Origin of the sequence: Corynebacterium sp. HMSC08D02 (assembly GCF_001807505.1) — a bacterium.
Classification (GTDB): domain Bacteria; phylum Actinomycetota; class Actinomycetes; order Mycobacteriales; family Mycobacteriaceae; genus Corynebacterium; species Corynebacterium pseudogenitalium.
Genome location: NZ_KV789249.1, coordinates 104469 through 128458, shown reverse-complemented (window position 1 = coordinate 128458; position 23990 = coordinate 104469). Strand labels below are relative to the sequence as shown.

The 23990-nt window shown below is 61.3% G+C and carries 12 protein-coding genes; 5 read left to right on the top strand and 7 right to left on the bottom strand.

Features of this window, described 5'->3' with window-relative positions; genetic code table 11:
• Positions 1-87: 87 nt before the first annotated feature.
• The 5 genes from HMPREF3170_RS06780 to HMPREF3170_RS06760 all read right to left on the bottom strand — a co-directional run bounded on the left by HMPREF3170_RS06780 (position 88) and on the right by HMPREF3170_RS06760 (position 16915).
• Positions 88-2352: a 3'-5' exonuclease gene (locus HMPREF3170_RS06780; protein ID WP_070478704.1), complete on the bottom strand. Its 2265-nt coding sequence runs from the start codon at positions 2350-2352 to the stop codon at positions 88-90.
• Positions 2349-8699, bottom strand: coding sequence for a DEAD/DEAH box helicase (locus HMPREF3170_RS06775; protein WP_070478702.1), 6351 nt, complete (start codon positions 8697-8699; stop codon positions 2349-2351). The genes HMPREF3170_RS06780 and HMPREF3170_RS06775 overlap by 4 nt, the downstream gene beginning before the upstream one ends.
• A 113-nt stretch (positions 8700-8812) precedes the next feature.
• Positions 8813-9769 (bottom strand): hypothetical protein, encoded by a 957-nt coding sequence (locus tag HMPREF3170_RS06770; protein WP_070478701.1) that lies wholly within the window; start codon positions 9767-9769, stop codon positions 8813-8815.
• Between the two features lie 49 nt (positions 9770-9818).
• Positions 9819-14066 (bottom strand): class I SAM-dependent DNA methyltransferase, encoded by a 4248-nt coding sequence (locus tag HMPREF3170_RS06765; protein WP_070478699.1) that lies wholly within the window; start codon positions 14064-14066, stop codon positions 9819-9821.
• A 5-nt stretch (positions 14067-14071) separates the two neighbouring features.
• Entirely contained in the window at positions 14072-16915 is a 2844-nt protein-coding gene (locus HMPREF3170_RS06760) for a DEAD/DEAH box helicase (protein WP_083290908.1), read from the bottom strand.
• Between the two features lie 273 nt (positions 16916-17188).
• Here HMPREF3170_RS06760 and HMPREF3170_RS11845 point away from each other — a divergent pair, with 273 nt between their 5' ends.
• Complete coding sequence (locus tag HMPREF3170_RS11845) at positions 17189-18580, top strand: hypothetical protein (protein WP_070478697.1); 1392 nt, start codon at positions 17189-17191, stop codon at positions 18578-18580.
• 67 nt (positions 18581-18647) lie between these two features.
• Positions 18648-18887, top strand: a complete 240-nt coding sequence (locus HMPREF3170_RS06750; protein WP_070478695.1) for a DUF4357 domain-containing protein — start codon at positions 18648-18650, stop codon at positions 18885-18887.
• Positions 18888-19072: 185 nt separating this feature from the next.
• Here HMPREF3170_RS06750 and HMPREF3170_RS06745 read toward each other — a convergent pair whose 3' ends face one another.
• Positions 19073-19303, bottom strand: a complete 231-nt coding sequence (locus HMPREF3170_RS06745; RefSeq protein WP_070478693.1) for a hypothetical protein — start codon at positions 19301-19303, stop codon at positions 19073-19075.
• 692 nt (positions 19304-19995) lie between these two features.
• Positions 19996-21246 (bottom strand): Fic family protein, encoded by a 1251-nt coding sequence (locus tag HMPREF3170_RS06740; RefSeq protein ID WP_070478692.1) that lies wholly within the window; start codon positions 21244-21246, stop codon positions 19996-19998.
• 187 nt (positions 21247-21433) lie between these two features.
• On the opposite strand from HMPREF3170_RS06740, the gene HMPREF3170_RS06735 reads away from it, so the two are divergent.
• From HMPREF3170_RS06735 to HMPREF3170_RS11735, 3 genes are all read left to right on the top strand, one after another.
• Complete coding sequence (locus HMPREF3170_RS06735; RefSeq protein WP_070478690.1) at positions 21434-22681, top strand: inorganic phosphate transporter; 1248 nt, start codon at positions 21434-21436, stop codon at positions 22679-22681.
• A gap of 9 nt (positions 22682-22690) precedes the next feature.
• Positions 22691-22939 (top strand): hypothetical protein, encoded by a 249-nt coding sequence (locus tag HMPREF3170_RS06730; RefSeq protein WP_070478688.1) that lies wholly within the window; start codon positions 22691-22693, stop codon positions 22937-22939.
• A 346-nt stretch (positions 22940-23285) separates the two neighbouring features.
• The gene (locus tag HMPREF3170_RS11735; protein WP_168161632.1) at positions 23286-23432 is read left to right on the top strand and encodes a hypothetical protein; all 147 of its coding nucleotides are present in this window, start codon (positions 23286-23288) and stop codon (positions 23430-23432) included.
• Positions 23433-23990 lie beyond the last annotated feature (558 nt).

Genomic DNA, 23990 nt, shown 5'->3' with positions numbered 1-23990 from the left:
GAAGTGCTTCGCGCGCGGAGTCGGGATTTTGTGAACAGAATTGCGGGTGGGAGTAATCCGAAGCCGCCCGGGAATTACAGCCGACTTCTACACCTCCGGCAGCAGGTCGGAGGGCTCGCCGTGGGTGGTGACGAGGAGAGCGTCGCGGGCGCGGGAGGCAGCGACGTAGAGGAGGGAGCGCTCCTGCTGGAGGGCGTGTGCCACTTCGGCTTCGGCGAGTCCGCGGAGGCGGAAGCGCTGGGGGAGGATGTTGCGGCCGACGCCCATCAGGACGACGTGGGTGAACTCCATGCCTTTGGCTCCGTGCATGGTCATGACGGAGACCTGTTCGTGGGCGGCGGTGTCGGCGTTTTTGGTTTGGATGGCTTCGATGCCGTGGTCGCGAAGTCCGGAGAGGATGCGGGGAATCTGGCCGCGTGTGCGGCACATGACGCCGATGCGGGCGTTGGGGTCCTCCTCTAACCAGGTGCCGATGAAGTGGGCGGCGGCGTCGAATTCCTCGGTGGGGTCGGTGCAGCGCACGAGCGTCGGCTCTGGGCCGGAGCGTGCGGAGCGGTAGCCGAAGGTGTTGTCGGTTTCGCCTTCGCCGTCGATGTAGGCGTTCTCTGAGCCGTCAAGGATGCGGAGAGCGTAGTCGAGGTTTTCGCGGGTGGTGCGGTAGTTGAGGGTGAGGCGTCGAGAAGCGCGGCCGCGGGTGGAGATGCCGAAGCGGCTGAGCACGAGCGGCTGGCCGTAAATGCGCTGGTGGGAGTCCTCGGCGAGGAAGATGTCGTTGGGGCCGGGGGCGACGCTGGCGCGCAGGAAGTGCCAGTGGCCGGCGTTGAAGTCTTGGGCTTCGTCGACGACGACGTGGTCGAAGATTGGGCCGCGCATGGTGAGGACGGCGGCGCCGATGGCGGACATGGTGGGCCAGAGGAGTTTGCCGTCGATAGCTTGGGTTTGCAGGACGGACTCGAGTAGCGGCCAGACCAGTTTGCGCTGCTTGCGGTTCAACGGGGTACCGCGGCCGGTGCGGGCGACGCGGAGATACTCGGCCTGGGTGGTGATGCCGTGGGCAAGCACGATGGTTTCGTACTCGGCGGCGAGGAAGGTCTGGTTCGCGATCTCGGTGGCAAGGGCGTCGTCGGCGGTGAAGAGGATACTGTCCCACACGCTTTGGGCCTGGGCGTCAGTGTAGGGTTTGACGGCTTTCGCGGCGACGCCGAGGACGCTGCGGGTTGCGTGTTCGATTTCGGCGGTGGTGGCGTCGAGAAGAATTTTGCGCACGATGGCGTCGATGTTCTCGATGTAGAGGCCCGGCGCGCCCGGTGAGGCGGCTTCGGGGAAGGTGGGGTTGAGGATGGTCATTTGGGATTTGAGGCCGTCGGCGAGGCCGCGCGTGTAGGTGGTGAGGAGGATGCGGGCCTGCGAGCGGGTGGTGATGAGGTAGTTGGCGCGGTGCAGCGCGACGACGGTTTTGCCGGTGCCGGCGCCGCCGAAGACGCGGGCGGAGCCTTTGTAGTCGCCTTTGGCCATGCGGCGCTGTTCGGGGTGGATGAAGGTGCGCCACTTGTCGAAGTCGCCGGTTTCGATGACGTTGCGCAGGGCGTCGGTGTCGCCGTCGCCGATGTAGGCGAACTCGAGGGCGGCGGCGGTTTGTTTGAGGCCGGCGATGACGCGGGAGTCGTCGGTGGGGTCGGGGGTGTCGGTTTGGGAGGTGACGTCGAGGTCGAGTTGGTCGCGGACTTCGTCGACGCTGAACCCGGCGAGCAGGCCGGTCATGGCCTCGTTTTCCCAGGCGGGGCGGGTGGCGAGGAGGGGGTCGAGGTCGGCGTCGGTGGCCAGGTCGAGGACCTGTTGGGTGAAGTGGGGGTCGATGCCGAGGTCGGTGTAGAGGGAGTCCGGGGTGTAGCCGTGGGCGGTGAGGGCGTCACCGGGGCGCGAGGCCGCGGCAGGCGGAGCCGAAGGGGCAGCAACCGGAGAAGCAACAGGAGCAGCAGGTACTGCAGCATCCAACGCCGGCCCCGTCTCCTGGATGAGGGTGGTGATGCCGTTGATGGGGTTGACGTCCAGGCGGAGTTTGGCCGGGTCGAGGCGGCGGGCTTTGGAGATGCCTTCGTCGTGGGAGTCGACGTCGACAAGGACGAAGTGGTGGGTGGTGGCGTCGCGAAGTTCGAAGAGGACGGCGCGGAACTGTTTGTTGATGCGCCCGGTGCGCACGCGCTTGTCCACCGCGTTGTTGATCGTCTTGATGTTCAGCGACGGGTTGGTGGGGTCCTTCATGAGCTTCTGGCCGAAGTCGAACACTTGGGACTTGAGGCTGCCGTCGACGTTGAGCTTTTCGTAGTAGCTGATGGTGACGGGGATGCTCATGGCATGACCTTTCTCATTGCGTCGTCAGTGATGGTTTCTGGGGTGAGCACGGTCCACCCGGCGCGCCGGAGGGCGGCTTCGGCGGGGGATTCAGCGTCGGCGGCGTCGTACAGGACGACGACGTGGCGTTCGGGCCATTGCACCACAGTCATGAGGCCTTCGAGTTCCTCGCCGACCAGGATGTTGGTGGAGGCACCGGCGGCGGCGAGTTTCTGCAGTGCTTCGGTGACGGCACCTTCGCCTTCGAATTCTTCGATGGCTTCGGCCCACTCGGGTGCGACCTCGCCAGCGACAGGCTTGTCGACGCCCACCTCCGGCCCCGAAGGCACAGCGGGAACGCTGGCGCTGGTGGATTCGCTGGTGGTGACGGTGACGGGCTCGTCGGAGAGGTAGAGCAGGTTGGAAAAGCGCAGGTAGTCGTTCCAGAGTTCGGTAGGGATGCTGTGGCCGGTCACGTCGATGTTGAGCGTGGTGGGCAGCAGCCGGTTGCCGATTTGCTCGAAGGTGAGCTCAATGTCGTTGAGGTAGCGCAACACATTCCCGTCAGGGGCACCAACGGTGCTGAACATCCTGGCCAAGAGCAGCACGGTAAGACCCTCCCCGTAGGAGGCGAACGCTTTGTCGCGTGGGTTGTCCAGGTAGTGCAGCAGCTGGGTAAGTGGGGAGGAAACGATGGTCTCCATGGCCTGGGAGTCCAGGGCTGGCAGGGCACCGCCTTGGGCCATGCCGCGAGAATCGCGCCAGGCGGGAGGATGGGCGGTGCCTTTGGTTTCGGCGTCGAACCAGTTGAGGTCCTGGTGCGTGATGGTCCACGGCAGGTAGTGCTCGGTGGCGAGGCGGGCGCGTTTGTCCATGTCGCTGGCGAAGCGGAACACGTCGGGGGAGGCGTGGTAGGCGTAGCCGTCGGTAAAGAGGGCGACGCTGCGCACCTGGCGGTTACTGCGGTGGCGGAAGAGGAAGTCCGGCCGGGTATAGCCGAAGTCCTCCTGCTCGTTCATCACCCACTGCTCCCCGGAAGGGAAACGGATGTGCCACTCCATACTGGTGGCGGTGGGCCGCTGGGTGATCTCCGCGTTGCGGTCCTCGAGGGCTTGGCGCAGGGTTTCGCGGAAGCGGATTTCCAGCTGGCTGCCCTGGTCGATAATCGGAGCTTCGCGCTGTGGATCCCAGGTGACCGAGGCCGGGTCCGTTGCTGGGTCAGGGTGGTCCTGGTCGGCGAGGATGGACAGCAGCGCACGCTGCGCGGCGGCGCGCGAGGTGACCTCGATTTGCTGCGGGCGCGCGTACGGCAGCAGGCACTGCGGGCAGGCTAGGCGCTCATCGGCCGCGCAGGTGCAGGACACGACGCGCTCGTAGGCGCGCAGCAGCAGGTTACGCACCGATTCCGGGTCCGCGAACTGGGAGAGGTAGCCGGTGCCGCCTGGCACATTATCGTGCAGCATCAGCGCTTCGACTGCGCCGCCGCTTTCCTTCGGCACCTTCACCGGGGTGACGTTCAGGTGGTCCGGATCCCCGCCGAGTACCTCCTTGAACCCGAGGCGGATCGCCGCCGCCAGCGACGGGATAGTGGTGTTGTCACCCGCACTGAAACGCTCTGGGATATGCAGCAGCACGCCCTGGGTACGCAGCGTGCGGGCCAGCGCCACGTTCATCACGTCCTCGTTAAGCTCGTTGCGCTGCGGGCACCACGGCCTGTGGTCCCACTTCGAGTTCTCCCCACGCGCCGAATCCAAGTGACCACAGTGCTTACACACCGTAAACAGCGGCGCCTGGATCTCCCGGCCAGCAAACATGCGCGGCACCGCGTGCCCATTGCCCAGGTTGAACCAGCTCAGGTCCACCACCCGCAAGTATTCGGCACCGAATCCGCCGGAAAGGTACCACGCCCCGCCCTGACCGTGCTCGGGCACGGAGAAGCTCATCGTCGAGTGGAACCAGGTACTCACGCGGTGCTCACTGCGCCCGTCAATCGTGGCCTGGCTACGGTCCACAGAGGCGGACACCTTCCGCAGATGCACCGCATCAATGCACTGACCGTTATCCGCAAACGCCGCCGAGTGACACACCGGACACGCGCCGGGCTCACGCGCGTCCGCAGCCTCGGCATAGGAGCACGCGGGGCACAGCCGCCACGCGGTGACGTCGGAGGCGTCGTCGCCTAGCTCGACGGAGTCGATGCGCGCGGCGATACCCCGGGCGTAGAACGTCGCGCCGGGAGCGAATTCCTGCAGGGCGGATGCCACGCCGCGGGTGAGCTCGAAGGGTTCGGGCTCCAGCTCGAGGGTGGAGGGATTGAGCGTGCTCACGGAGACGGATAGCTCCACCGAATCGTCGAGGAGGGCAAAGTTAGGCAGTAGCCCGTAGCGCTCCATGGCGGAGACCCAGTACTCGTCGAGTGCGAGCTCCTTCAGGTCGCGTCGCACGCGGCGCAGCGCGGACTTCACGGCGCGCAGTTCACGCTCAAGGTCCTCATCCTTGTGGTGTTCGTCCTGGTTGGAGGCGTTGAGCTTCTCGAGTTCTTTCCAACGCGCATCGAGGACGCGCTCGCGTTCCTGGTAGACACGCACGTGCTGCTCCCAGCGTTGTTGCGCGCGCTTCAAGTCCCCCGCCATGGAGTCAGGCCCGCGACCGAGTGCCCAGTTGCGGGCGTGCTCGAGCGTCTGCTTATCGACGTGCTCCGCGTCCAAGGTGCCCAAGAACTCATCCACCCACGCGTTGCTCTCGTGGGCGTCGTGCTGGTGCTCCACGAGGACGTCGACGAGTGGGGCGGGGCGTGCCTTCGGGGAGAACACCGAGGTGGCCTGGCGCAGTTGGATGCCGAGGACGTCGAAGTCGATGGAGTCAATGACGTAGGCGGTGATCTGCCGGTGCAGGATCTCCGTGGCCGACAGGAACGCGGCGGGCGGCTCGACGCTGCCCGCGATGACGGAGAGCGGCTGGTTCAGCTTCGGCAGCGACGCGCCACGCCCACGCACGAAGGCAAGCACCAGCGAGTTACCGGTCAGGCGCCCGGCGCGACCAACGCGCTGCACGTAGTTGGCCACGCTGTTCGGCAGGGAGGAGAGCATGACGGTGGATAGGTCGCCGATATCGATACCCATCTCGAGCGTCGGGGTGGCAACGAGCACGTTCGGGGCGTCCGGGGCTGGGGTTCCGCTTGTAAGGTCCCCGCGGAAGGTGCGCTCGAGGGCAAGGCGCTCGTCTTTGGGGATGAGGCCCGTGTGCTCAGCTGCGACGACGGAGCGCACCTGCTTGGAGGTGTACAGGGTGCGGTAGTAGTTCGCAGGCACCACGCTTTGTTCGAAGGCGCCGGGGCAGCCTTGGGTGGTGCACGCCATGCCAGTGAGCAGCGTGCGGGTGGTGGCGGCGAGCGCCATGTGTGCGTTGCACACGTTGCATTCCAGCACGTGAGGCTGCGCTTCCTGCGTGAGGATGATCTGCTCGGGCTCAAGCGCGTACATGATGCCGCCGCTTTGGGTCTGGATGGCGGTGAGCACGTCGCGGTTGGCCAGCTCGTGGAAGAGGGTGGTTAAGACGGTGGCGGCATCGTGAGGTGTAATCCCCAGGACCTTTTCCGTCCACTGCGCGTAGCGCCCGCGTGGGCTGCCGAGCGGGGTGATGCCGCGGTCTTTGTCGTCGATCTTCTTCCCGGAGCGCGGGAACTCGGGGGCGCCGCCGCGCGGGAAGGAGGGCACGCCGCGGGACTTGGCGTTGCGGTTGTTGACGAACCAGGCGTTGCCGTCATTGGTGAGGTACTGCTTCAGCCACGGGTGGTTGATGGCGCCGCGTTCCCGGACCTGTTCGAGCAGTCCGCGCAGCCACTGCATTCGTAAACGCTTATCCTGCATGGCGGTGGTAGGGCTGGCGACGGCGTCCAGGGCCACTTTGCCTGCGGATTCCAGCACGGCGTCCGGCACGTCCACCGCCACGGACAGCGCGCCCGTCTGCGCAAGGGAGCGCGGCAGGTCCGCGCGCTGGCCGAACTCGAGGGCGACGTCGAATGCGATGCGCTCGAGCGCGCTCGTGCGTGATGCACGCCTGCTTTGCGGGTCAGCGTCCGGGTCCCAGAAGGCGCGGAAGTTCGGGGTGTGCGCAATTTCGGCGGGGAGCAGCTCGTAGCGCGCACGGTACTTCTCCCCGGAGGCGTCGGCGGCCTCCACCATGCGGCGTGGCACGTCCGCCAGCGAGAGCACCTCGTCTCCCACGGCGTTGTACATGAACGTACGCAGGCCGAAGGCGTGGGAGCGCGACTGCACGAACCCGGCGCGGTGCGCCGCATCCTGCACCGTGTCCGCGAACACGAGGGTCTTCTTCTCCCGGCTCTCGAGGTCTGCCATGCCGAAGAGGTTCGACAGTCCCACAGAGAGCAGCGTTGCCACGGCGGAGCCGATGTAGCGGATGGAGTCCGCCTCCCCGCAGGAGGGACAGGTTTGTGCCTGCGCGAGCTCGTCTGCTTCAAGCCCTGCGAAGGTGAGCACCGGTACGGACAGGCCGTCCGCGAGCGCTTCCTCGGAAGGTTGAGTGCGACTCAACTCGCGGGTGCCGGTGTGCAGCCACAGCAACGCGCGGGCGTCCGAACCGCTGCCGCCAGTAGTGAAGTCCGTGCCACGTTTTTGCGCCTGGTGGTATTCGTTCGTGGCGTCCAGCAGCGCGCGTTGCCTGCTGCGATCCTCGATTGAGCCGGCGCGGATCTTGGCCACGTCGAAAACGGGGGAGTCCGTGCCTGGTTCCAGGGACGTCATCCACCCTGCGCGCCCGCACTTGCGGCAGTAGCAGGCGGGCAGCCACACGGCGGAGTCCCCGGTTTCTTCCACTGCGCCGTCGTCTGACCAGCGGAAGATGTGACCGTCCTCAACTGGAGTAACGGCGCGGTCCACGCGGGAGACTTCGCGGACCCACAGGTGCGTTTCCACACCGGGCAGGCGTTTGCCTTCGAAGCCGTAGGCGTCCCCTGCGAGCGCGCGCAGGTAGGACACCACGGTGAGCGCATGGGTGGTGAACTCCGCCGCGGTCTCCTCCCCGACGGCGCGAACGAGGTACTGGTCTTGGCTGTCGAGCACCCGGTGCGGCAGCGTGTCCTGCGCGCTGCCTTCGCGCTGCGTGAGCGGGATCGCGTGCGCGGAGGCCTGCAGCACGGCCTTGGTCAGCGGGTGCGCGGCGAAGGCGGCGATGGTTGCGTCCAGGTTGTCCGCGCAGTGCAGGAGCTCGCCACGAAATACTGCCAGGCAGGTTGCTGCGTACTCTTCACCTGCTTCCACGCGCGCAGCCACCTTTTCGACGACCCCACGAATCACATCCGCATCCACCTGCACGAACGCGTCCGTGTGCGCCTGCCCGTAGGCCTGCGCGATCTCTTCACACCACTGCCCGTAGGAGAGCACTGTCTCCCCGACAAGCGCGTCCTCGTTGAAGGTCTCGCCGAAGATCGTCTTTGCGAACCCCAGTACCTTGTGTGCCTCATCCTCCCCGCCCAGCGTCGCAGAGGTGGCCACCGGCGTGACCTGCCCGAGCGGCCGCGCGGCTGCCTCGGAGGAGAGGAACCCTACCGGCTGGTGCTTCTTCAACTGGAGACCAAGCCTGCGCAGCAGGAGCGCGACGTCAGTGCCTTGGGCGCCGTCGTAGGTGTGGAACTCGTCGAGCACAATGTATTGCAGGCTGGTGGCGGAGTTGCGCCAGATTTCCCTGTCCGCCGGGCGGAGCAGCAACTGGTCCAACATTTTGTAGTTCGTCAGCAGGATGTCTGGCGGGTCCTGCTGGATCTGTTGGCGCGACGTGATGAGGGACTTCTTGGACACCTTGGTCACGTTGCTTCCGGCTTGCTCACCGGTGTAGATGCCAGCCGTCACCCCGGCGAGGGCTGCTTCCTCGGTGAGCAGCGTTGCAAGACGGTTCGCCTGGTCATTCGCCAGCGCGTTCATGGGGTAGAGCAACAGCGCTTTCACCCCGCGTTGCCCTTGCGCGCGCATGCGCCGCGCATGGTCCAGCACGGGGTAGAGGAAGGCTTCCGTTTTACCGGAGCCGGTTCCCGTGATCACCAGTGTCGGTTCTGGACGACGCTGCCCGCCTTCGTCCAGGGAGCGGAGCCGACGAAACGCTTGTGCCTGGTGGTGGTAGGGCTTGAACCAGTCCGGCAGCCACCCGAGCAGCCCTTCCCACCCTGTTGCTCGCGCGTACGGCAGGCGCGTGCGCACGTATGGCCCGTGGAACATGCCTTGCTTGGAGTCTTCGAGGAACGCTTTGAGCGCCGCCGACGTGTCCTGACTGGCCAGCGAGAACGTAGTGGCCAGGTACTCACTGACGCCTTCAAGCACATGGTTGGAGGCGTGAACGGGGATCAACGTGGACATGCGGGCTCCCTGGTGACGTAGCTGGTTCGGGTCTTAGGGTATCGCAACCCGTGAATGGTTTTAACACGTACTGCCCGTCGACGTACTCGAAGACCGTTATGCAGATTCCCTAACTAGATCTCTTTTTCAACCGATCCTTTATAAGACTCAAACATGCCGCGGCTTCCCAGCTTGGAGTAGTCGGCTTTCGCATAACATGGTTGCTCGCTCTCGGTGAATTGAATCACATAAGCATTCTTATGACTCACATTCGGGTGGCACCCTCCTGGCACACCTAGGCCAGACCTCCCCCATCCGTTCGGATGGCACAACTCGGAATCACATTCCTCAGGGTGGCTATCATTCTGAAAGGCAAAGACTTTCTCGATGGACTTTCCCGTTAATACGTTCTTACCGACGTATGACCGACTATCCGCCACAGCCTCGATCTGAATGTCGTAGACATAACCAGGAGGCATGCTGATCATTGCTTCAATTGTCTTCTCTTCACCCTCAGCGAGGAAAAAGTCGTATTCCTCAAAGAACCGTCGCTCTTCACCGGGAGACTCTGCAATATCAAGCACCTGCGCGTAATAGTCACCAGGCGTTGCGCTTAATCTAAAAAGCATCTTTCCGATAGGCGTAATGCTCTGCCCTTTTCGGATAATCAAGGTTCCGCCGTCTCCGACTGGCTTTACGGAGAGCACTGTTATTCGGATCTCTTTTATGGTGACAGCTCGACTAGCTACGATTGTGAGCCTTGCTTGCATCTTCGGAAGGTCTCGTATCGATCTTGGGCAGTCCTTGACACCAACGCTTTCGGGCTCTGGAATGTATACGCGGAAGAAACCCTCTTCATACGGATATCTGTTTAGCGGTTCGCCAACGGGTACACCATTTTCGTCAAAAGCTGAATCAAAATTCGGATTACTAGCCAGTTTTCCCTCTAAATCGATCTCTTCACAGTTATATGATGGCAGTATTTGATTTAGACCAATCTGATATGTCAATGAAAGCGGAGCCTTCATTTTCGGAAGTAGTTTTTCTCCCCAGCCAATAATCTTGCCCAGCATTTGACCAGTCTCGAGCATCTAAATCAACGCCTCCTTCCATTCCCACAAGTAGTTTTTCCTGAGACATTCATTCCTGCTTAGCTTCCTGATCGTAACGGTGCATAACTGGGAATTGCGTGCGGTAGATCATCATTAATTCGTCGCTGGTGACGCCGAAGCTCTCGGCGACGATATGGTCGATCTCCCACTGGACTTCGCGTCGCTCCTTCGCCTCACGGATGGGTGTTTCTAGTGTCCAAGACTCTCCAGTAATTTCTTCCCATAAAGGTGCATAGGCACGAGTCAAGCAGTTGAGCTTGAGAAATAGGCGAACCAACCGATCCTCCTTTTCAGGTTTAACCCTGAATGGGAGGTTTTCTATTGTCGACGAGTACAAGTTTGCTAACCCAGTTGCTCTCACCTGGAAGTCGCAAAGTATTGACGACATCACTGCAGCAACAGCAACGGTGGTCCGATTGCTTTCAACGCATGCTCCAGTGATAACTGAACCTGTAATTGCTGCGCCGCGTGGTATCAGAGCTGAATACAAAGTTCTATAACCGGTAGTAGCGGCCATCTTTCTCCAAGCCAACCGGAAATAGTCACGATCAGGGACCAAAACACCGCGCACTTCATGATGCGTGTAATTAGCATCGTAACTCTCTTCGCGGTTCGGCTGATATGCAGTTGCTGGAATGAAGTCTTCCGGCATCGCTTCTAAGTCCGTGAAACTCCAGTCTTGGTTGTGTTTCAGCGTAGGATTCGGTTCTTTGATCATCGGCGTCGAAATACCGATATGCGGACCCTGAAGAATTACGTCGCTCCAAGAATTTGGGCGTGCCCAACCGGTATCGAAATAGCCCTTCTTCTTATCAATCGTTTCGTCCCAGCCACGTGAAAACTGCAGACCAAGCTCACCAATTCGTGGCTGCGCAGCTAGCTTTTCCAACACCTTCGCGGCTTCGGTGTTCACGGTGTACACCATGCGCGATTCAAGTGGGTCGGCTTCAGAGTCGCCCAGGATAGAGGCCCACAGCTTGAGCTCGTCAATATCGATGTGTTCTATGCGGTCCTTGTGGGGACGTTGGTCCCAGTTGTAGTTGTCGTCCTTCAAACCGGGTAAAGGGCCCTCGCCGTTGTGTTGTAGTGACTCTTCGACGGTGCGTGGGTGGTAAAGATGTGCTGCCTGGATGAAATCAGGTGAATCGTGCGCCGGGCCGTATGTATGAATGCCGTAGGCATTGTGGTGATCGATGTCGAACAGCATTAGCTCATTAATAAACTGCCAGTGCCTCCGCAGCCGCAGGTACGCACCCCGGCGTAGGGGAGCGGCTTTCTTCTCGGTGAAGTGGGACTCAGGGTGGATGAGCGACACCACGCCGCGCGGGGATGCGTTCGACCAGGTGCGTTCCATGAACGCGCGGTAGAGGTCTGGCTGCTGGTTGGCCAGGTGCGGGTAGTCGGACACGTTGCCGAGTATGCTCGCGGTGGCGACGATATCGCCGGTGCCTTTGAATACGATGTCGCGCATGCGGGCGTCGTCGTTCCAGTGGGCGCGGCGTTCGTTCTTCACGGCCTGCGTCGGTTTGTGGGCGAGGGAGAACCACGGGTCCAGCTCTGAGTAGAGCCCGTCCAGGTCACCGCGGGGACGCACCCACGGCGGGTTACCCACTTGCAGGTCAAAGCCGCCTTCGGCGAAGACGGCGGCGAAGTCCAGGTCCCAGTGAAAGAAGCCTTGCTCCTCGGCGACGTCGCGAACGGTGGCGATCCATGGGTGGGCGCTCAGGATGCGCTCCATGGACAGGGCACCAGACAGGCCGAGGTCGGTGGTTTCCAGCTCGTGCAGCTCGTCCCAGTCCGTGGCACGGCCGACGACCATCTGGGCCGCATCGCGGGCTTCGGCCTCTTTACCCAGGATGTCCTGCAGGGTGTCGAGCCACTCGTCCCAGTCGGGAAGCTCGGTGTCCAGTACCTCATTGAGTGGCCAGAACTTCAGGGCGTTCCAGGCGTCCATCACCAGCCGGAGACGGCGGTAGGCGCCTTCCTCGTTGTGCAGGAGCTCGCGCTCGATCTGCTCGCGGGTGACCACACCGCTGGCGGGTTCGGACTCGCGACCCCACAGGTCAATGTCGCGGCGGATTTGTGATTCCGCAATCTGTATCTTGGCAAGGGCCACAGACCACAGGAACTCAACGCGTTGAGCGAGGTTCAACAGGCGTTTGATTTGCGGGTTCGTCGGCTTGACCAACATGGAGCGGCGCCACGCCTTCAACGCCTTCTGTTCCTCGGTGGCAAGCTTCTTCAGGTCCTTCGCGTCCGCTGCGGCACCCCAGCTCTCAGAGGGGAGGAGGAAGTGATGGATGCGGCCCGGCGCGTACTCCCGGCGCGGCACGGACTTCAGCCACGCCTTCTTGTTCAGCTGCTCCTTGCTAAAGGTGGCGCGCAATGCGCCGACCAGGGAGTTTCCGCGCCGCAGGTGCAGGCCGAACCACGGCGCCTTCAGGCCGGCCGTCATAGTGTCCAGCCAGAGGGAAATCTCGGCAAGCTCGACGGCGGTGGGGTTAAGATCCACGCCGTACACGCGGTGCAGCGCCAGGTAGGCCTTCACTTTTTGCAATTCGACGGCGCGCTCTTCGGCGGGGACGCGTTCGCCGAGTTCTTGTTCTTTCAGGTCCAGGTAGCACTCTGCGAGCTGGCGGACGGCTTCGACAGCGAAGGCGCCGGAGCCCATCGCAGGCTCGCAAATGCTCAGCGTGAGCACGTCATCTGCGCAGCTAATGCGGCCTTCCTCCTGCAGCACCTCGACAGCCTGGGAGACGCTGAACTCCGTGAGCACCTGCGGGGTGTAGAAGGACGCGGAGCGTTCACGGTCGCGGCTGGACTGGCGGTACACGAAGGAGCCACGCGGGTACCTGCGGCGGCGCTTGAATACGCCACCGGCGGGGTCTTCGACGTCCTCCATGACGAAGCTGTCCTCGGGGACCTCCCCGCTACGAGAGACTGGGATGACCCAGGAGCCTTTCTCAGCCTTGCCCTTCGGGGCGACCTCGTAAAGCTCTTCCTGTGCGATGAACCCGTGGTAGGACATCAACCCCTCATACACCTGGCCTAACTCGGTGACACCGAGCGTTGCGTAGGAGATGAACCCGCGGTCCTTCCCGGCCGTCTCACGGGAGAGCAGCAGGTTGCGCAGCACGTGCGTGAGCGCCTCGTTGGACAGGGAAGTGCGGTCAATCAGCGCGGTGGCCTCCGGCTTGAACAGGTCTGCGTCCAAGTTGCGGAAGGTCAGGCCGTGGTTCTGCGCGTCCTCATCCGCATGTGGTGCTGCGAACGGGTCGTGGCCGTGGTTGACCTGGTCAAACAGCACCTGCAGGGACTCGTAGAGGTGCGTGCCGTGACGTGCCTGCTCGGTGACCGGTGGCGTCAGAATCTGATCCCGCAGCCGGTCCAGGCCGTAGCCAGCCACGTACTCAGGGCTACCCGTGGGCAAAATACCCAACTCGGGTGAAGCCTCCGCGAACAACAAAAACAGAATGCGGTACAAGTACCGGAGCGCCTGGCGGGCAAGCTCGTTGCCGTCGACCTCCTCAAGCGGGAGACCCTGCTCCCGGCGGCGCTGCAGCACATCGTTGCCAATCAACTCAATCGATTCACGCACCGCATCACGCAGATCACCAGACACCTTCACCGCATGCTGGCGCGACTCCTCCAACGTGTCCGTCCACCACGTCGTGCCATCCGCAGCGCGCTCAATATCCTCGCGCGCCAACATCACCGCGGCACGCGCCAGCTCACCCGACTTCGTGGTGTCATTGCGCTCCACCACCAGCTGCACATCCACAGCCAAATAGCGGCCCAGCGGCCACAACTCACGCTCCGCAAGCACCACCCAGTTCCCGGCGATGATCACGATGAAGGCCGGAGGGGCGTCGCTAAGAAAAATATCCCCCACAACCTTGCTGGCCTGCGCAACCTCCTCAACACTGTCCACTGGATCAACCTCAAGCACCACCAGCGTGCCCGCATGGCCAACCCAGCCCACGAACTCCACCGGCTCCCCCGCGCGCGTAAACGTCAACTCCTGCGGCTCACCGTAACCGAAGGCCTCGCGGATCAACGCCGACGTCGGCGCACCCTGCGCAAACGCCGACTGCAACGCGCCACGCACACGCTTCAACCGCTCCACAGGCGTCTCCGACAGCGACGCCTCCTTCGCCCACTGATTCGTCCGCGCCTTCACACGCTTCGTAAACGACTCACCCTTCGACTCGTCCGTAGTGAGGTAGTAATCACTAATCCACTCCTCAACATTGACAATCGAATCAAACACAGCCATCGAACTTAGGCCTCCCTCGGCAACACAAGAACAAGCGGACGCACCAACTCACGATCAGGATGCAACGACGCCACCAACGCCTTCTCCTGCTCCAACAACCTCGCCGTCTTCGCAGCCCGCACCGAACGCGCCGAACCAGCAGCCTTCTCCGCCTCCCACGCATTCGCCTGCTGCAACCAACGCTCAATCCTTCTCGACGCATCCGCCTTCGCCCCAGCCATCATCGGCTGCAACTGGCCCTTCGCCTGCTCAACCGCCGAACGGATCATCTCCTGCGCCCCCTCCGGCACCACAACCGTGCCCGGATTAATCGCATCCACCGTCAACCCGACCCCCTGCAGCCACGCCACCGGATCCTCAATCGTCGCCGGGAAGGACTCCGGACCCGCCGTCACAAACGCACGCGACACCACCTGGCCACGCTTGTTCGTCAACGTGCCCATCAGCAACACCGTCGGCGCATCCACCTCGCCCTGCATCGCAGGAATCCTGCCATTCGACAACTGCGCCAACGCACGATCCGTCGCCCAATCCGTCACCGGATGCAACGGGCCCAAAAAGTGCGCCGCCGGCCACGTCGACCCCTCATCACCCGTACGAGCACGCTGCAACAACTCCTCCCCAAGCAGCCGCGTCGTGGCTAACTGGAACGACTCCTTCACCCTCCGCGCCGCCAAATAATCCTGCGGCAACACATCCAACCTCCGCCGCAAATCAACCGGCGGCGCCAACTCCGCCACCCCATTCCCATGCACGTGAAACGCCACCCCGTTCGCCTCCAACGGCTTCTCCGGCGCACCATGAAACGCCTCACTCAACGCATCCTGCAAATACCCCACCTCAGCCGGATACAACGAACGACGCTGCGCCCCCACATCAGCCACGCCCTCATCAGGCATCGCAGCTAACGACGCCAACATCTGCGCCACCAAATCCCCCGCCGAGCCATCCTGCACCGCCTCCGGTGCCAACGCGACGTCATCAAGCTCCTTCTGGCGTTCCAACACCTTCCGGATCTCATCCGCCTCAGCCGACTCACTGTATTTACCCATCAGCGAGCCCACATCCCCCAAAATCCGGTTCGCCTCAAACTCACGCTCCACCAACCGCGCGAGCACCTTCACTTCACCAACATCGCCCCCACCCTCAGTATCCAGCAACAACGTCGCAATCTGCGGCGCATGCTCCTGCCCATACCGATCCACACGACCATTGCGCTGTTGAATCCTGATCAACGACCACGGAATATCAAAATGCACCAAATCATGACACAACGTATGCAAGTTCACTCCCTCAGACGCCACATCGCCCGTCACCAACACACGCAACTTCGAATCAGCACGCTTAAACTCATCCACAAGCTGCATCTGCTCCTGATCCGACAACTGCCCATGCATCACCGCAACAGCGCCCTTCGGCATCTTCAAATCCCGCTCCAAATGCTCCCGCAGCCAATGCAACGTAGCCACACGCTCCGAAAACACCACCACACGAGTCGCCTTCCGCGGCCCAACCCCCACCTCACGCAAATACTCCAACAACCGCCGATACTTATTCGACGCCCCCGCCGACACCCCCGCATTCAACCCACGCAACCGCTCCAACGCCAACGCCTCCGCCGACCCCGACGGCACATTCTTCAACCTATTCACCAGCGTCTCCTCCAACGCCGCCGGCGACGACAAAAACGCCTTCACCAACGTCCACGGAAACAGCCGATCCCCAGCAGGATTCCCTGACTTTGGATGCACCCACACCTCATCCAACTCACGCGCAACCGCATTCTCGTCCGGAGACGCCGCCACCAAAATATTCCGCGGCTCCGCACGCTCAGCCCACTTCGCCCCCACAACACTCGCCACCTCAGGCGAATGACGATGCCGCCGAATAATCAACCGCTCCGCCGCCGACACATCAATCGAACCATCCGGACGCACCGACATCGGATCCAACAACTGCAAAATCTCACGGAACGAATCCGACGAACCATTATGCGGCGTCGCCGACGCCAACAACAACGCCTCCGTCGTCGGCGCCAACGTACGCACCAACTCATTATTCTGCGTCCCCGCATTCGTCGCGTTATGGATCTCATCCACCACGACAGCATCCCAACGCACACGCTCCAACTGCGCCCGATACTTCGGAGACTTCAACGTATCCATCGACACAATCACACGATTGAAATACGTAAACGGATTCCGGCTACCAGGCAACTTCTGACGCACACGCTGAATCCCCAACGAATCCAACCGCACCAACGGAATCGCAAACCTCGACCACAACTCCTGCTGGAACTGCTCCAAAATATGCTTCGGCGTCACCACCAAAATACGATCCCCACGCCCACGCCGAATCAACTCCGACAAAATCAACCCGACCTCAAGCGTCTTCCCCAAACCAACCGCATCCGCAATCAACACACGCGGACGCAAATTCTCACTACTCAACGCCTTACGAGCAGCCGCCAACTGATAATCCAACGGATCCAACAACATCTGACCCGCCACCGACAACTGCTCCTGGAACAACGGCACCGGCGTACGACGCAACGTCGTCTCCAACCACAACCTCGACGTACGGAACCCCGGCGAACGATCCGGAATCACCCGCACATCCGCCGGATCCACCACCTCAACACGGTCAATCGCCGTATAAAACGCCGCCGAAGCATCCCTCACGAAATCCGACAAGCCGCGCACCGACAACAAAAACCCGTCCGCCGACTGCGTCACGTTCGTGATCAGCCACAACTCGTCCCGGACCCGGACCGTAAGGCCGGGAGCGAACGTTTGGGATTGCTTGGCTGCGGGCTTGGCGGCGTTGGTTGCAGTCGCGTCAGGGCACATGACTGTTGATTCTATGTGGGTGGGGGTGGGCTTCGTGCGATTAGTCGGGATTTTGTGAACAGAATTGCAGATGGGAGTGGCGGGGGCGGAGCTGGCGTCGATAAGCGAACCTACGGGTTTGACACGCAACACACAGTCGACCCCAACCTGAGGCACAGTTACCCCCAAACTACCCCCGATCTTCACGGCGTTTACGTTAAGGGGCGCCTGGTACACGAAATTGAACTATATAAAGAAGAGTCATTTCCTCCACCCCTAGATTAGGAATTCATAATGAACAAACGCTCCATAGCCACACTGTGTGCGCTCGGTCTCGCAGGATCGCTTCTCGTATCGCCTTCGGCGCTGGCGAAAGATGTACAGCTAGACACGCGAAACAACAAAGAGATTTGCACTGTCACGCTCGACTCGGCAGAGCAAGAGATTGCTAAGAAACTCTTCACGCTGAAGATTGAAGAGCAGACCAAGGTGCAAAACCGGATGCGTAAAGAATTCCCTGAATACAAGAGCCTATTCGAGGCATGGGACAACCACCCGGAGGTGCAGAAAAACTCACTCTTAAACACGCCTTCAATATCCGATGCCGATTTAGAGGCCAAGGGCTTCGAATCCCTCGACAACCAATACATGTTTTTCACCAACTCAGATATAGAAGCTGAACTCAAAGAGTGGGCGTCCACCGGCTACCCTTACGACCTCGAAGTGGCCCGGAACTGGTCAAGCGAGGAAATGGGCGACTACCCATTTACAGAAAAGCCCGTCATCTTTGCACAAGACGGCAACGCCGTTACGTCCGCGCTTGACACCGCCCACCAGCTGCCTACCGTATATCGTGGCCTGCAAATGGGATTTCCTCCTTCGCCGCGTCTCAAGGCAATGCTTTCTCCAGGAGAGATGCGGCTCAAGACCCTCGAGGATGAGTTCGAAGCTGTAGCCGGTTACGGATCACTCGTTAACCTCCTAGGCAACACAAAAACCCCCGCTCTGCTGTGCGAAAACGCATACTTGCAGAAAGAATCCGAGGAAGCAGCTGCACGCGAAGCCGCCGAAGCGAAGCGCAAGGCCGAGGAAGCCGCGAAGAAGGCTGAAGAGGAAAAGCGAAAGGCAGAAGAGGCTGCCAAGAAGGCTGCCGAAGAGGAAGCTGCACGCCAAGCAGCTGAAGAGGAACAACGTAAGGCCGAAGAAGCTGCCAAGAAGGCTGAAGAGGAAAAACGCAAGGCTGAGGAAGCCGCCAAGAAGGCAGCCGAAGAAGAAGCAGCACGCCAAGCAGCTGAAGAAGCCGAAAAGAAGGCCGCCGAAGCCAAGCGCAAGGCAGAAGAGGCTGCCCAGAAGGCTGAAGAAGAAAAGCGCAAGGCCGAGGAAGCCGCTAAGAAGGCAGCCGAAGAAGAAGCAGCACGCCAAGCAGCTGAAGAAGCCGAAAAGAAGGCAGCTGAAGCAAAGCGCAAGGCAGAAGAAGCCGCCAAGAAAGCTGAAGAAGAAAAGCGCAAGGCCGAAGAAGCAAAGAAGCCGAAGCCAAGCACATCAGACAACAATGCCAAGCCAGCGAAGGAAGGCTCGTCCACAGCCGGCATTGTTGGGATCGTTCTCGGAGTCCTTGCATTGGTAGGCGGTGCGGCATTCGCACTGCTTCCACAGCTCCGTGGGGCCCTGAACCTTAAGTTCTAAGGTCGCTGAGCTATGTCCTGAGGGAACCGGATTCCCTCAGGACATCATTGTTTTCGCAGGTGTCAAAGTGAAAGAAGGTCTGACCCCTTCCGCGCCTGATTCGGTGCGCAAGAACCGAGAGAGGTTCGCCGACCGCATCGAAGGCAACGAACTCAATCGAGACACGTTGTTCGCCTCTCCGTCCGCAGCATCAAGCTTCCTAATGGGTGCATCAACCTCGGGCAACCGCTACTGGGAAGCACCCGAAGGCGTCACCCTAGGTGATCTCGAGGCGGCAGAGCTCAAAGCGGCTGCTGACGAAGTGTAGGAGATGGCGGAAGTGGTTTGCTGCTGCCTGCGCTGTTGCGGGGAACTGGCCGAGCGATGAGACCGGCACGGTCAGGAGGGATAGGCGTCGCGCGAAGAGTCGGGAATTTGTGAACAGAATTGCGGGTGGGGTGGAGGGGTGGAACTGGCGTCGAGAAGCTGACGCCCTAGACAGTGGCAACGTGATTAACGGCGGTTCCCGTATTCGGATTCAAATCTTGCTAAAACCTGTATCAGCGACAAGGCGAGGCGCTTCGCTGTCAAGGTCTCACCGATTGCCAGAAACCCCTCCGTTTCCAATTGCAATGCTGATACCCATTCCAGGGTGACCGGGGTCAGTTCTGGGGATAGCTCTTCGCGCGTCAATTTCAGCAGTGCAAGGAATTCTTCATCTGACGGATATTTGGAGGAATCCACAAGAAACACCTTTCGAATCATGTCCAACCGACACGTAACTGCTCATGACCGGTGCTCTCACCGAAACATACTTTTACCTGTACTCCCATTCCTCTTTTAGAGGCGCTCTCTACGAGATACAACGGGAATCGATCACACGATAGCTGCTACTTGAGGTCAGCGTCATTTCCCGAGGCGCCCACCGCATGGCCTCTACTCGTGGAGACAGAAAGCCCCTCCGAGCTTCCCGTCAGAACAGCGTCATACGAGAGGGGGGCTTTTATTTTTGGCGAAGTCACCGAGCCGCGGCGCAGGCGCGGGCGGAGCCGCCGTCGACAAGCAGTCGACCGTTGACCGGCAAAAATACGGCGCGTCGCGATAAGGGTTCCACTGACTATCAATGCCTGGCGCACCAAAATCCGGGTTTCCTGTTTGCCGACGTTCTATTTGCCCAGGTCACTGCTGTCACGTCGGGGATTGTGGTGCACAGCTAATGTTCAGGAAGCCCTCTTAGCCACTCTGGTACTTCGGGTGCCCCTCGAGCCGGGTTAAAAGCGTGCGCTTTAAGGAGTGCGATGCAGGTCAGCGGAAATCGGCCGAGCTGGGTGAGAAAGCGCGACCTGCATGGCACGCTTCTAATCGAACGCTTTGAATGCACAGAGGGCGGGCCGTTCGTGTTTGTGGGGTTGCCGGGGTGAGCTGCCAGGGGTGAGCTACCCCTTGAACGCCCGCACCGCGTCGGCGAGTACTGCTGCCGACCAGGCGCGGATGCGGGTAGTCAGGCTCAGGCTGATGCCCGGGGTGAGCTCGCGACGAAACACTTCCAGGTTCCGCGGCACAGGACGGCCGAATGGCTGCGCATACGTACAAGCCACGATGTATTCGGGACGGTCGGTAGCCTGCGGGTTGGCAAACACGCTGAAGTTTGCGGTCACTTGGGAGCCGGAAGATGAAGTCGGCGTGAGGGAGAAGGAAAAGCCGTCAGCGTCGGTGCAGGTTGGGGTGGTGCAGGTGCGGGCGATGGTGGCGTCGAAAAGTGGGTGGTGCTGGAGTGCACCGAACTGGCGCTCGAGCTCCGTGAACACCATGTCCGCGAGGCGGAGCGCGGAGGCATCGCCGAGGTCAGCGAGGGCGGAATCGACGTCGTCCGTGCCGCCGAGTTCGAGCATCGCGACGTTCATCGTGTCAATCGCCCGCTGCTCAATGAAGTCAATGAACGGGCGGAACACACCCGCATCGGCGCTCTCGAGGGCGTCGTAGTAGTGGTGCTTTTGGTCGTCGAAAATTACAAGGGGGATACCCGGATCCCGGTACAAAAACACCGACGCCAACGCGCGCGCCACACGCCCATTGCCATCAGCAAACGGGTGCACGCACACGAACGCATAATGCACATACGATGCCTGCACCACCGGATGCGCCGCCACAAACTCATCCAAACGGCACTGCTCCACCAGGCGCTGCATCTCACTCGGCGTCTCCTCCGGGGACGCGTACACGTGCTGCGAACCATCCGGACGCACCGGGGAATTCTGCTGCGACTTATACACGCCACGCTGCAGCGGCTGCTTCTGGCTCGCCATGATCGTTTCGTGCAGGCGACGGATCAACGCCTCCGTCAACGGCCAACGGCCCGTAGCCACATCAAGCGCCAGGTTGTAGCCGTCCATCGCCGCTTCAAACGACGGCCGCACATGGACACCGCGCTCCTCCATCGCCGATTCCCAACCATGCGCCTGCTTCGCCACGGAATACGTAAAACCACGATCCGAACGAAACACCCCCTCAATCGCATTCGTATCGACGGCAGCAAAGCGCGTCGACTCACGCGAATAGCGGGCACGCTGCTCCGCCCCAAAACACCGAAACTCGGCAGCAAGTCGCTCAAACGCCCCATGCCCATTCGCCTGGTTGGACCACTCAGCAAACGTCGGAAAAGGAACGTACGCAGCGGAATCGTTCACGGTGCACCTCCCCAACCTCGGCGTGTCCTCATTGGCACAGACTCTAACACGAACACACCCCCACGCCAGCCCCCAGAAGGTGAACAACGGGCGGACAAGCTGGGAAAAGGCCTGGTGGGAGGTGAACAATAGGTAAAAAGTGGAAAAGAGTTTCATTCCCGGCGGGGGAGGAGAATAATGCCAGGTTGTGAGTATCACTATCCTTCTGATTCTGATTATCGCTGTGGCACTGTTCTTCGACTTCACGAACGGTTTTCACGACACGGCGAACGCGATGGCCACATCCATCGCGACGGGGGCGCTCAAGCCGAAAACGGCGGTGGCGCTCGCGGGCGTCCTTAATTTAATAGGTGCGTTCCTGTCGGTGGCGGTGGCGAAGACGGTGGCGAGTGGCATCGTGAAGTTGGACGGGTTCGATCTGTCCAACACCATCGAATCCGAAAAGCTGCTGCTCGTGGTGTTCGCCGGGCTGACCGGCGCTATCATGTGGAACCTGTTCACGTGGCTATACGGGATTCCATCATCGTCCTCGCATGCGCTGTTCGGTGGGCTGATTGGTGCTGCGATCGCGGCAATCGGGTGGGGAGGCGTCGTGTGGGAAGGCGTCCTGGACAAAATCATCCTGCCGGCCGTGTTCGCGCCGTTCGTCGCGGGGATCATCGCGGCCGTCGCGACGTGGCTGGTCTACCGACTCACCGCCAACGCCGAACACGAACACCGCGACACCTACTTCCGCTGGGGGCAGGTCGGCACCGCGTCGCTCGTCGCGCTCGCGCACGGCACGTCCGACGCCCAAAAAACCATGGGCGTCATCTTCCTCGCCATGGTCGCCGCCGGGCAATTCGACGCCGACCACACCATGCCCTTCTGGATCCAAGCAGCGTGCGCCCTGGCCATCGCCATCGGCACCTACTCGGGCGGGTTCCGCGTCATCCGCACGCTGGGCAAAGGGCTCGTCGAGATCCACCCGCCGCAGGGCCTCGCCGCCGAAACATCCTCCGCAGCAATCATCCTGACCTCCTCCCACCTCGGCATGGCACTATCGACGACCCACGTCGCCACCGGATCCATCATGGGCTCAGGCCTGACGGGCCCGAAAGGTGAAGTGCGCTGGGGAGTCGCCGGAAGGATGGCACTCGCCTGGATCACCACACTGCCGATCGCGGCGGCCATCTCCTTCGTCACGTGGTGGGTGGCGAAGTGGGCGTCGACAATTGGGGGCGACCTCGTCTGGGGCGGCATCCTCCTCACCGTCATCCTCGCAATCGGCGGCGGCTACATGTTCTACCGTGCGCAACTGCAGCCCGTACACCGCGACAACGTCAACGACGACTGGGACCCAATCGACGGCCCCGAAGGCCCCCAAACCGGACCGACCGGGCCCGCGCACATCGTCGACACCACCCACGGACTCAACCACCACCTGGGCAAATAGGAGACACCAATGCTGAAATCACTACTCATGGTCCTCGGCGTAGGCATGCTCCTCGGCGCCGGGCTGCCCACCCTGTTTTCGTTGAGCATCCACTTCCTGTCCCCAGCCGAAGACGGCACGGCGGCGAGCGGAGTGCGGCGGGTCGTTGGCTGGGTCTTTTTGGCGATCGTGCTGGTCGCCGTGGTCGCCGCCATTTTGCTGATCGCGCGCGAACGGATCGAATACTTCACCGGGTGGGACCCGTACCCGTTCCTGTAGGTTTTTCGGGTTGTTTTCGTTCCGGTGTTTTCGTTGAGTTTCGTTGGTTTTCATTCCGGTCGAGGTGTTAAAGGAGTGCGACGCTGGTCGCCAGAAATCATCCTTGGCCAGTGCGAATGTGCGACCTGCATCGCACGCTTCTAATCCCACGCTTTGAATGGATCGGGGTATTTCTGCGGTTCAGCCGTGGGCGAGAATCGGGAAAGCGGCTGTGTAAGCTTTGGAATAGCGCTTTATCGAAGCGCTCCCTTTTCTAGCGGTGCGAGTCTCCACCGCTGGTGTGGTGGATCCAGGCTTGCCCTGGCTAGTTGGGGCCACCTCTCCGTGGGAAAGGGGGTGAGACGAGATGCCTAAACCTGGTGTCGGCGATAAGCCGGAAAAGGGGAAGGTCCGGATAGCAATCGGTGCGATTACGATCCGGACCTTTGTGGCGTTAGTGGCCAAACTGCTCGCGGATGTTATCCGCGAGCTGACCGGTTGGCCAACTAACTAGTCTCACGAAGCCCTTCACTTAGCTTGCCGGCGGGTGAGGGGCTTCGCCTTTACGGTGACATGGAGGCGTTGGGTGGCTTCATGTCATATCCCACTATAGACGAGTTGTTGCCCTTTACCTCAAGCCTGGGGAAATTAGTGTGCTGGCCACCGGGACTCGTTCCAGAAATACCTGCGACACGCCAATAGTGGGTGTTGACAAACTAATTTTGTGGCCCTAGAGTTACCTCAACGTGAACAGAAGGTTAACAACCTTCACACTTTGAAAGGAGGGACCCACATGATGCAGTTGATCAACCAAATCCGCACGTGGTTCCGCGACGAGAACAACGGCGTTGCCACCGGCATCGACGTGCTACCGCTCGCAGTCCTTCCACGGGCATAATTGCAAATGGGTTTGAGCCCGCACCCCTAGCTTTCGTGGCTGGGGGTGCGGGTTTTTGCGTTGGTGAGGGAGTGCGCACCAGATTCCAGGATTTCGGGAAGGTGCCGAGGCAAAAGACCAGGTCGCAGGTTGGGCGGGAAGGAATGTGGTGTCCCTCCCAACCGAGTGAGTGCC